Below are 9,154 nucleotides of genomic sequence, written 5' to 3'. Positions count from 1 at the left end.
CCTTCTTGAAACTCGCCTCCATCCGCCTCATGATCAGAAAGCTCTGCAATCAATCATAAAGTCTCCGGACAGACTCTTAGGAATTCAATTATTAGCAGCAGCAAACGCAGACAGCGATCACGCAACTCATTAGTGAATACAGCATCTTCATCACGGGAAAACCCATTCCCAATATCGTCCTGTATGTGTATTTTGTTTCTAAGAATTCTTAATTCATTAATTTCTGAATATATAGTCTCGGATAAATTATGCAGAATTTTATATTTCTGCATAATGAGTATTATATTGTTAAGTTTATCAATTTTCTTCCCTCGAATTTCCTCTAAGTCTTTTTCTTTTATGCCAGACAACCCCTCTATGTAGAATTTCTGTGCACGGTAAATAATCTCCCCGAGAGAGGCCTCTAAAATCGATGCCGCCTGAATTACTATTAATTTATTAAACCTTCCGCCATCATTTGAGTTTACCAGCTCACATAAAACATCGGAATTGTACGCAATGTTGTCGCCAACTTTGAAATCTCCAATATAATGACTTGGAACATCAACAATATTACACCCCATGAGCCTTATCCCCAATCATGCGGTATGAACCTGCAAATTCACTCCTGCCGCCTTCTGCAATTCTCCGATCACCGAGAATAAATTCCGGGCGCTGGGGTTTCCGGCGGGGCCGAACATTCGCATCAAGCTTTTCGACGGCGTGCCGGTGGCTGCGGCCAGCTGCTCGAAGCCAACGGTAGCGTTGATGTAATCACGCAGGACCGCCTTGCCGGTTTCGACATCGCCGCTCAGCAGCGCCTCGACGCCCTCGGTCAGCAAAGCGGCACGAAAGGCCGGGTCGCGCTGGACGCGGGCACGGACCGTTTCCTTGAACGACCGGGTCAGCGGCATGTCACTCTCTCCCTTTCCTGCGCGCCTTGTAGTTTGCCCAGCGCGCCTGGGCCGCCTCGATATCCTTCTGCTGGCGTCTCTTCGTGCCACCGGCCAGCAGGATAACCAGAGTGTCGCCGTCCTTGCCGAAATACAGCCGATAGCCGGGACCGAAATCGATTCGATATTCAAGAAGGCCCGCTCCTACTCCCTTCACGTTCGAGAAATTCCCGGTGCCAAGGCGAGCAAGTGCTACCGTCACCTTGGCCGCTGCCATCGCATCCAGCCCCTCGAACCAATCCGCGAAAGGGCTGCAGCCTTCCTCGTCGGCATATTCCCTAATCTCGACCATCATATGGTAACTTTTACGACACCAATCAAGAGTCGTTTATCTTAGAGAATTTTCCTGCCGTAACGCTACTGCGATAAGCGACTACATCGCCCGGACATTCACCAGGAAGTCCTCGACACGGCCGCTCAGCTGGTTGGACTGGCCGTTCAACGCGCGGGCCGTCCCCAGCACGTTGTTCGCCGAGCGCCCGGTCTCCTGCGCCGCCTGGGTCACACCGTTGATGTTGGTGGCGATCTCGCGGGTGGCGGCGGACTGCTCCTCCACCGCGCCGGAAATTGAGCTGGAAATCCCGTTCACCGTGTCGATGATCTGTCCGATTTCCCGGATCGCCGAGGCGGTTGCCCCGCTGGATTCCTGGATGCCCCTGATCTGTTGGGCGATTTCCTCGGTCGCTTTGGCAGTCTGGGTGGCCAGCGACTTCACCTCGGAGGCGACCACGGCGAAGCCCTTGCCGGCCTCCCCTGCCCGCGCTGCCTCGATGGTGGCATTCAGCGCCAGCAGATTGGTCTGCGCCGCGATCTCGCTGATGATCTGCGTCACCTGCCCGATCTTTTCCGCTGCACCGACCAGCTCGCTCACCATCGCCTCGGAGCGCTTGGCCTCCGCGACGGCAGTGCCGATGACACCGGAGGAATCGGCGATCTGCCGGGCGATCTCATCCACCGAGCCGGACAGCTGCTCGGCCGCCGCCGCGACCATCGCGGCCTGCTGGTTGGACTGGTCGGCCGCCGCCGCCATCGACTGCGCGGTCTCCTCCATGCCGAGCGCGGAGCCGGCGACATCTTTCACCAGCTGCTGGACGCCGGTTTCGAACTCTGCCGCCAGCCGGGCGTTCTGCTGCTTGCGAGCGCTCAGGTCGGTGGCGAATTTTACCACCTTCCAGGGGCGGCCATTGGCGTCCAGGATCGGGTTATAGGTCGCCTCCAGCCAGACTTCCCGGCCGCCCTTGGCCACGCGGCGGAACTGGCCGGCCTCGAATTCGCCGCGTCCCAGCTTTGCCCAGAAGGCGCGGTATCCGGCACTGTCGCGTTCGGCCGGGTCGGCGAACATCGCATGGTGCTTGCCGACCACTTCGTCGAGCCGGTAGCCCATCGTGTTCAGGAAATTCTCGTTGGCGGTGATGATGGTGCCGTCCAACTCGAACTCGATGACTGCCTGCGAACGCGAGATCGCCTGCAGCTTGCCCATCGTGTCGGCGGCCTCCATCTTCGCGGCGGTGATGTCGGTGGCGTATTTCACCACCTTATAGATCCGCCCGCGCCCGTCGGTCAGCGGGTTGTAGCTGGCCTCCAGCCAGATTTCCCGGCCGCCCTTGGCCAGACGCCTGAACTGGCCGGTCGAGAACTCGCCGCGCGCCAGGGCCGGCCAGAAGCCCTTATAATCGGCGCTGTCGCGATAACCGGGCTCCAGGAACATCGCATGATGCTTGCCCTGGATTTCATGCAGGCCGTAACCCATGGCATCGAGGAAGTTCTGGTTTGCCGTGATGATGGTGCCATCGGGTGCGAATTCGATGACCGCCTGGGACTTGTCGAGCGCAGCGCATTTTGCGCGCGCGTCGGCAGCGCCGCTGGAAAGAAACATTCTGGTACTCCGGGAATGGTCAGGTAGGGTTGAGGCGTTTCGTTCTCTAAACGTAAATCTTATTTACAGGTTTCAACTTGTACGCCTCAACGTGCCTACCGGATCACAGCCATCCGCGTTTTCTGAAAAACCACAGCATACCGACCGTCAGGCCGAGCATGAAAAGCATCACTGCGGGGTAACCATAGGCCCAGCCCAGTTCCGGCATGTTCAGCCAGCCGGCCTGGGGGTCGAAATTCATGCCATAGACACCGGCGATAAAAGTCAGCGGCATGAAGATGACGGAGATCACCGCCAGCACCCGGATGATGTCGTTCAGCCGGTTGCTGGCCGCCAGCATCAGCGCGTTCTGCAGTTCGGTCACCACCTCGCGGTAGGTTTCCAGCAGATCCATCAGCTGCACGGTGTGGTCGTAGCTGTCGCGCAGATAGGGCAGCGTCTTCTTGCCGATGCCCATCTCCTTGTCGCCGCGCAGCAGCAGGTTCAGCACCTCGCGCTCCGGCCATTGCTGGCGGCGCAGCAGCAGCAGATTGCGCTTCAGCTTCAAAAGCCGCTTGTTGGCGTCGGCAGGCGGGTCTTCCAGCAGGTCGGTCTCCAGGTCTTCGATCTCTGCCCCCATGCGTTCCAGCAGCGGGAATTTATGGTCCACCACCATGTCGATCAGCGCATAGAGCAGGTAATCCGGCCCCAGCTGGCGAAGCCGGCCGCCCTGCACGAGACGCTGCCGGACCGGCTGGAACAGCCCGTCATCGCCGGCATCGATGCTGATGACCAGATTGCCCTTCAGGAACAGGCTGGTCTGAAACAGCCGCAGATCGAGGCCGGAATAGTCGGCATGGGTGAGGACGACGAACAGATGCTCGTCATAGAGTTCCACCTTGGGGCGCTGGCCGCCATTCATCACATCTTCCAGCGCCAGCGGGTGCAGCCCGAGACTGTCCTGCAGCCGGCGCGCCAGGTCAGCGTCCGGCGTGCCGGTGACATGCAGCCAGAAGATCGGCCGGTTTGGATGCTTGCCGGCCGTCCCCTCTGCCGCCGGCAGCTGCGCCGCGGCATCGGCCGCTTCCGCCAGCCAGGTCCGGCAATCCTCCGGCGTCACATGCGGGGCTTCCTCGACCGTGCCGGAATCGAAGCGCGTGAGGGTCAGCACCGCCTCGCCCGCCGGCTGGTCCGCCGGCGCGATCAGCGCGCCCGGCGATGTTCCGGGAATCTGATAGCTGGACCCGTAGAGCAACGCCATCGCCTCTTTCCTTCATCTGCCCGAAATCGCACGATACCAAACCGTAACGGCAGGCGCCGCCGCCGGGCAACCGCCAAGCCGTAAAAACCGACAGGGGGTTTCATGCTGAATGCGATTACGCTGCTGCTTCTCTTCCAGCTTATCGGCGAGACCATCGCCCGGCTGGGCGGCCTGCCCCTGCCCGGCCCGGTGATCGGCATGGCGCTACTGTTCCTGACGCTGACGCTGCGCGGAAACCTGCCGGACAGCCTGCGTGTCACCGCGGGCGGGCTGCTGCAACACCTGTCGCTGCTGTTCGTGCCGGCCGGCGTCGGCGTGGTGCTGTATTTGTCGCTGATCGCCGATCAATGGGCCGCGATCAGCGTGTCCCTGCTGGTCTCCACCGTGGTTACCATCGCGGTCAGCGCGCTGGTCATGCTGGGATTCGAGCGGCTGAGCGGCCGCCGGAACGCGCCTGAGGCCAAGCGGTCGGAGAATGGGCAATGAATGCCGATCTGCGCGAGATATGGGTCTATCTCTCCACCACGCCGCTGCTCGGCCTCACGCTGACGCTGATCGCCTATCAGGCCGGGCATTTCATCTATACGCGGCTGAAGCTGTTTCCGCTGGCGAACCCGGTGCTGATCGCCGTCATCCTGCTGGTGGCGCTGTTGTGGGTCACGGAGACGCCCTATCAGACCTATTTCGACGGCGCGCAGTTTGTACATTTCCTGCTGGGGCCGGCAACGGTGGCACTGGCGATCCCGCTCTACATCCACTTCCAGGCGGTGAAACGGTCGGCCCTTGCCATCATCACGACCGTGATCGTCGGGTCGGCGACAGCGGCGGCGAGCGCCGTCGGCGTCGCCTGGGCGATGGGGGCGACACGCGAGACCCTGCTGTCGATCGCGCCGAAATCGGTCACCATGCCGATTGCCATGGGCATTTCAGAGAAGCTGGGCGGCCTGCCCTCGCTGACTGCCGTGCTGGTTCTGCTGACCGGCATCGCCGGCGCGATGCTGGCGACCTGGACGCTGAACCTGCTGGGAATCCGTGACTGGCGTGCCCGTGGACTGGCGACAGGCATCGCCGCGCACGGCATCGGCACCGCGCGCGCACTTCAGGTCAACGAGGTTGCGGGGGCGTTCGCAAGCCTCGGTATGGGCCTGAATGCGCTGGCGACGGCGGTATTGTTGCCATTGCTGGCGGCGTTGTTCCTTTAGCTCAGCCAGTACCCAGCATCGAGGACCGGCCGCGGAAATCCAGCATATCGGCCCAGTAACGCTCCAGCACCCGATAGGATTCGCTGGCCGTTTCCAGGGCCTTGGTGCTGCTTATCCCCTTGGCCAGGTCGTTGGCGTGGCGTTCGAACATGGCGGCGATGTTCTTGCATAGCGCCAGCCCCTTGTCGGACAGGCGGACACGGATCGAACGCCGGTCATGTGGCGACCGTTCCTGGATCAGATAGCCGTTCTCGACCATCTTTCGGACATTGTAGGAGACGTTCGACCCCAGGTAATAACCCCGGTTGGTCAGCTCGCCCACGGTCAGCTCATCACTGCCGATATTGAAGAGAATCAGCGCCTGAACATTGTTAATATCTTCAATGCCGTTGCGATCCAGTTCGGTTTTTACGACTTCGAGGAATTGGCGATGCAGCCTCTCAATTAGCTTAATCGCCTCCAGATACGAATCTTTCACAGTATGCTCGCCCCCAGTTGCATGGCGCTTCTCTTAAGCACTCAGTCTATCGACTTTGCTTTCATTTCCTTCGCTTAACACACGCCATGTCGTCAACACAATTCGCTTTCACTCTGCGCCGCGAAGCATATTGATGATCGCGGAAAAATCCTGCCGATCCTTTCCCTGGGCGCAAAACAGATTGTAAAGCTGCGCTGCTTCCGCGCCTAGAGGCGTTGACGCGCCAGACTGTGCGGCAGCCTCTTGCGCAAGCTTCAAATCCTTCAGCATCATCGCCGCCGTGAACCCCGGCTGGTAGCCGCGATTCGCCGGCGAAGTCGGAACCGGTCCCGGAACCGGGCAATAGCTGGTCAGCGACCAGCACTGCCCGGAAGACGTAGACGATATGTCGAACAGCCTCTGATGGTCGAGTCCAAGCTTTTCCGCAAGCGCGAAAGCCTCGGACACGCCAATCATCGAAATACCGAGAATCATATTATTACATATCTTGGCGGCCTGACCATTGCCGGCACCGCCGGCATGCACAATCGTCTTGCCCATCGCCTGCAGGATCGACCCCGCCCGTCCGAAGGCGCGGTCCGCGCCACCGACCATGAAGGTCAGCGTGCCGGCCTCGGCGCCGCCGGTGCCGCCGGAAACCGGCGCGTCCAGCATCTCCATACCGGCCTCATCCGCTGCCGCCGCGACCGCGCGGGCGCTGGCCACATCGATGGTCGAGCTGTCGATCAGCAGGCAACCGCGCGGCACCGATTCGAGAATACCGCCGGCATCCTGATAGACCGCCCGGACATGCGCACCGGCCGGCAGCATGGTCACCACCGCCTCCGCCCCGCTGACCGCCTCCGCCAGGCTCGCCGCCGGACGGACGCCGCCCTTGGCCGCCGCATCCAGATTGGCGGAGACGAGATCATAGCCCGTCACCTCAAAGCCGGCCTTTACCAGATTGGCGGCCATCGGGCCGCCCATATTGCCCAGACCGACAAACCCGATTTTCTTCATTTCACCCTCCCGTTCGCCGGATATACCGGTGCGTTCTTGTTGTCTCCGGCTTTATCCGCCTGCTTCAAGCAAAGCTCAGCTCGCCGCCCTCCGGTGCCGCGAAATGTCCTTCGACCAGCTCCTGCGTAACGTCCTGAATCCGGGCCGGTTGCCATTTCGGGGCATGGTCCTTGTCCACCAGCACGGCGCGGATGCCCTCGAAGAAATCATGGCCGCGCATGCAGGCCTGGGTCATGCGGTACTCCATTGCGAGCACCTGCTCGATCGGCAACCCACGGCCCCGGCGTAACTGTTCCAGGGTGACACACATCGAGGTCGGCGAGCGATGGGCAAGGGTTTCCAGCGCCTCCCGCGCGAAGGCGCCGCCCTGCGCCTCCAGCGCGGCCAGGATCGCCGGCACGCTGTTCTTCTGGAAGCATGTGTCAATGGCCGAGCGGTTGGCCGCCAGTTTCGGCTGCCCTGCAGCATCAGCGAAAGACTGCACGATCTTGCGGACCACCGCCTCAGCGGTTCCCGCCGACCAGTCGGCTGCGCACAGCGCCGCCTGCAGATCGGGCAGCTTCGCCTGCGGTACGAAATGCGTGGCCATTTCGGTATAGATCGCGTCCGCCGCATCCAGCCGTGCGCCGGTCAGCGCCAGGTAATAGCCGGTCCAGCCCGGACATTGGTTCAGGAACCAGCTGCCGCCGACATCGGGGAACAGGCCGATGGCGGTCTCCGGCATGGCGATCATGCTGGTCTCAGTGACGATGCGGAACGCGCCATGGCGCGACAGGCCGACGCCGCCGCCCATGGTGATGCCGTCCAGCAGCGCGATATAGGGTTTGCTGAAATGATGGATGCGACGGTTCAGCCGGTATTCATTGATGAAGAAATCGCGCGACAGCCCGCTGGGCTTGCCGCCATTCTCCTCCATGATCGACTTCCATACCGCGCGCACATCGCCGCCGGCGCAGAACGCCTTGCCGCCCTCGCCCCGGATCAGCACCGCCTTCACCGACGGGTCGGATTCCCACGCCGCGAGCTGTGGGTCCAGTTCCCGGATCATCTCCAGGGTCAGCGCGTTCAGCGCCTTTGGGCGATTCAGCGAGACGATGCCAACGCCCCCCTCGACCGTGAAGGAAATGTCCTGCTGCTGATTGTCTGACGGTTGCGTCATGTTTCTTCCTGAATGTTCAAGGCTGTTGATTGCTGGTCAGAAGCTGGCGGGAAATGATCACCCGCATGATTTCGTTGGTGCCTTCGAGAATCTGATGCACCCGCAGGTCGCGCAGGATCCGCTCGACCGGATAATCCCGCAGATAGCCATAGCCGCCATGGATCTGCAGCGCCTCATTGCAGACGGCAAATCCGGCATCGGTGGCGAAGCGCTTGGCCATCGCCGCCTGCAGCGTGGCATCCGGGTCGCTGCGGTCCAGCGAGCAAGCGGCGCGATGCACCATGAGGCGCGCGGCGTCCAGCTCTGTCGCCATGTCGGCCAGCTTGAACTGCAGCGCCTGGAATTCGCCCAGCATGCGGCCGAACTGGGTGCGCACCTGCATATGGTCGCGCGCTGCCAGCATGGCCGTGCGGGCGCCGCCAAGCGAACAGGCAGCGATATTGATGCGTCCGCCATCCAGGCCCTTCATTGCGATCTTGAAGCCGTCGCCCTCTGCGCCCAGTCGGTTGGCGACCGGCACAAGGCAATCCTCGAAGATGACGGCGCGGGTCGGCTGGCTGTTCCAGCCCATCTTGCGTTCCTTCTGACCGAAGGACAGGCCAGGCGTGCCCTTCTCGACCACCAGGCAGGAAATCCCCTTCGGTCCCGCTTCGCCGGTGCGGACCATGACGACATAGATGTCGCTGTCGCCGCCGCCGGAAATGAAGGCCTTGGAGCCGTTCAGCACATAATGGTCGCCATCCCGCACCGCCCTGGTCTTCAGCGATGCTGCATCCGACCCCGCCCCTGGCTCGGTCAGGCAATAGCTGGCGAAATGCTCCATCGTCATGAGCTTCGGCAGGAAGCGGGCGCGCTGATCGTCATTGCCGAAACAATCGATCATCCAGGACGCCATATTGTGGATCGAGATGTAAGCAGCGGTGGAGACGCAGCCCGAGGCCAGTTCCTCGAAGATCAGCGCCGCGTCGAGCCGGCCAAGCGCGCTGCCGCCATGGGCCTCGCCGCAATAGATGCCGGCGAAGCCAAGGGAAGCGGCCTCGCGCAGGCATTCGACCGGGAAGATTTCCTGCTCGTCCCATGCCGCCGCGGACGGCGCCATGCGTTCCGACGCAAACTGCCGCGCCGTCTCCTGAATGAGACGCTGGTCGTCATCGAGCAGAAAATTCATGTCGGACGCCCCCCGGCGGCTTTTCGCCGGATCATACGAAGCCGCGCCCGCCTGTCAATCGGCTGCCAGGTCGGCGGGTGCGCAGCACGAGGCGAGCGAC

The 9,154-nt window shown here is 61.6% G+C and carries 11 protein-coding genes; 2 read left to right on the top strand and 9 right to left on the bottom strand.

The window, feature by feature from the left end; all coding sequences use genetic code 11:
* Positions 1-53 precede the first annotated feature (53 nt).
* From BKM74_RS18625 to corA, 5 genes are all read right to left on the bottom strand, one after another.
* Positions 54-563: a hypothetical protein gene (locus BKM74_RS18625; RefSeq protein WP_140056118.1), complete on the bottom strand. Its 510-nt coding sequence runs from the start codon at positions 561-563 to the stop codon at positions 54-56.
* Positions 564-578: 15 nt separating this feature from the next.
* Positions 579-893, bottom strand: a complete 315-nt coding sequence (locus BKM74_RS17020) for a helix-turn-helix domain-containing transcriptional regulator (RefSeq protein WP_086466909.1) — start codon at positions 891-893, stop codon at positions 579-581.
* Between the two features lies 1 nt (position 894).
* A complete protein-coding gene (locus BKM74_RS17015; RefSeq protein ID WP_245825984.1) occupies positions 895-1,227 on the bottom strand; it encodes a type II toxin-antitoxin system RelE/ParE family toxin in 333 nt (110 codons plus the stop codon).
* 78 nt (positions 1,228-1,305) lie between these two features.
* The gene (locus BKM74_RS17010) at positions 1,306-2,808 is read right to left on the bottom strand and encodes a methyl-accepting chemotaxis protein (protein ID WP_086466908.1); all 1,503 of its coding nucleotides are present in this window, start codon (positions 2,806-2,808) and stop codon (positions 1,306-1,308) included.
* 103 nt (positions 2,809-2,911) lie between these two features.
* On the bottom strand, positions 2,912-4,048 hold the full coding sequence (gene corA / locus BKM74_RS17005; RefSeq protein WP_086466907.1) for a magnesium/cobalt transporter CorA: 1,137 nt from the start codon (positions 4,046-4,048) through the stop codon (positions 2,912-2,914).
* A 102-nt stretch (positions 4,049-4,150) separates the two neighbouring features.
* Here corA and BKM74_RS17000 point away from each other — a divergent pair, with 102 nt between their 5' ends.
* Positions 4,151-4,534 (top strand): CidA/LrgA family protein, encoded by a 384-nt coding sequence (locus BKM74_RS17000; protein ID WP_086466906.1) that lies wholly within the window; start codon positions 4,151-4,153, stop codon positions 4,532-4,534.
* The gene (locus BKM74_RS16995) at positions 4,531-5,250 is read left to right on the top strand and encodes an LrgB family protein (RefSeq protein ID WP_086466905.1); all 720 of its coding nucleotides are present in this window, start codon (positions 4,531-4,533) and stop codon (positions 5,248-5,250) included. Before BKM74_RS17000 ends, BKM74_RS16995 begins: the two co-directional genes overlap by 4 nt.
* A 1-nt stretch (position 5,251) precedes the next feature.
* Here BKM74_RS16995 and BKM74_RS16990 read toward each other — a convergent pair whose 3' ends face one another.
* The 4 genes from BKM74_RS16990 to BKM74_RS16975 all read right to left on the bottom strand — a co-directional run bounded on the left by BKM74_RS16990 (position 5,252) and on the right by BKM74_RS16975 (position 9,054).
* Entirely contained in the window at positions 5,252-5,728 is a 477-nt protein-coding gene (locus tag BKM74_RS16990; protein WP_086466904.1) for a MarR family winged helix-turn-helix transcriptional regulator, read from the bottom strand.
* A 108-nt stretch (positions 5,729-5,836) separates the two neighbouring features.
* Entirely contained in the window at positions 5,837-6,727 is an 891-nt protein-coding gene (gene mmsB / locus BKM74_RS16985) for a 3-hydroxyisobutyrate dehydrogenase (protein ID WP_086466903.1), read from the bottom strand.
* A gap of 64 nt (positions 6,728-6,791) precedes the next feature.
* Positions 6,792-7,886 (bottom strand): enoyl-CoA hydratase/isomerase family protein, encoded by a 1,095-nt coding sequence (locus BKM74_RS16980; protein WP_086466902.1) that lies wholly within the window; start codon positions 7,884-7,886, stop codon positions 6,792-6,794.
* A gap of 16 nt (positions 7,887-7,902) precedes the next feature.
* Entirely contained in the window at positions 7,903-9,054 is a 1,152-nt protein-coding gene (locus tag BKM74_RS16975) for an isobutyryl-CoA dehydrogenase (RefSeq protein WP_086466901.1), read from the bottom strand.
* Between the last annotated feature and the right edge of the window lie 100 nt (positions 9,055-9,154).

This window comes from Oceanibaculum nanhaiense, assembly GCF_002148795.1.
Taxonomy (GTDB): domain Bacteria; phylum Pseudomonadota; class Alphaproteobacteria; order Oceanibaculales; family Oceanibaculaceae; genus Oceanibaculum; species Oceanibaculum nanhaiense.
Note: the sequence above shows the minus strand (reverse complement) of the source record. Positions and strands in the feature narration are given on the sequence as shown.

Excerpts from the sequence above, each read along its gene's own strand:
- BKM74_RS18625 (WP_140056118.1), bottom strand. The coding sequence starts at position 563 with ATGGGGTGTAATATTGTTGATGTTCCAAGTCATTATATTGGAGATTTC.
- BKM74_RS17020 (WP_086466909.1), bottom strand. The coding sequence starts at position 893 with ATGCCGCTGACCCGGTCGTTCAAGGAAACGGTCCGTGCCCGCGTCCAG.
- BKM74_RS17015 (WP_245825984.1), bottom strand. The coding sequence starts at position 1,227 with ATGATGGTCGAGATTAGGGAATATGCCGACGAGGAAGGCTGCAGCCCT.
- BKM74_RS17010 (WP_086466908.1), bottom strand. The coding sequence starts at position 2,808 with ATGTTTCTTTCCAGCGGCGCTGCCGACGCGCGCGCAAAATGCGCTGCG.
- corA (WP_086466907.1), bottom strand. The coding sequence starts at position 4,048 with ATGGCGTTGCTCTACGGGTCCAGCTATCAGATTCCCGGAACATCGCCG.
- BKM74_RS17000 (WP_086466906.1), top strand. The coding sequence starts at position 4,151 with ATGCTGAATGCGATTACGCTGCTGCTTCTCTTCCAGCTTATCGGCGAG.
- BKM74_RS16995 (WP_086466905.1), top strand. The coding sequence starts at position 4,531 with ATGAATGCCGATCTGCGCGAGATATGGGTCTATCTCTCCACCACGCCG.
- mmsB (WP_086466903.1), bottom strand. The coding sequence starts at position 6,727 with ATGAAGAAAATCGGGTTTGTCGGTCTGGGCAATATGGGCGGCCCGATG.
- BKM74_RS16980 (WP_086466902.1), bottom strand. The coding sequence starts at position 7,886 with ATGACGCAACCGTCAGACAATCAGCAGCAGGACATTTCCTTCACGGTC.
- BKM74_RS16975 (WP_086466901.1), bottom strand. The coding sequence starts at position 9,054 with ATGAATTTTCTGCTCGATGACGACCAGCGTCTCATTCAGGAGACGGCG.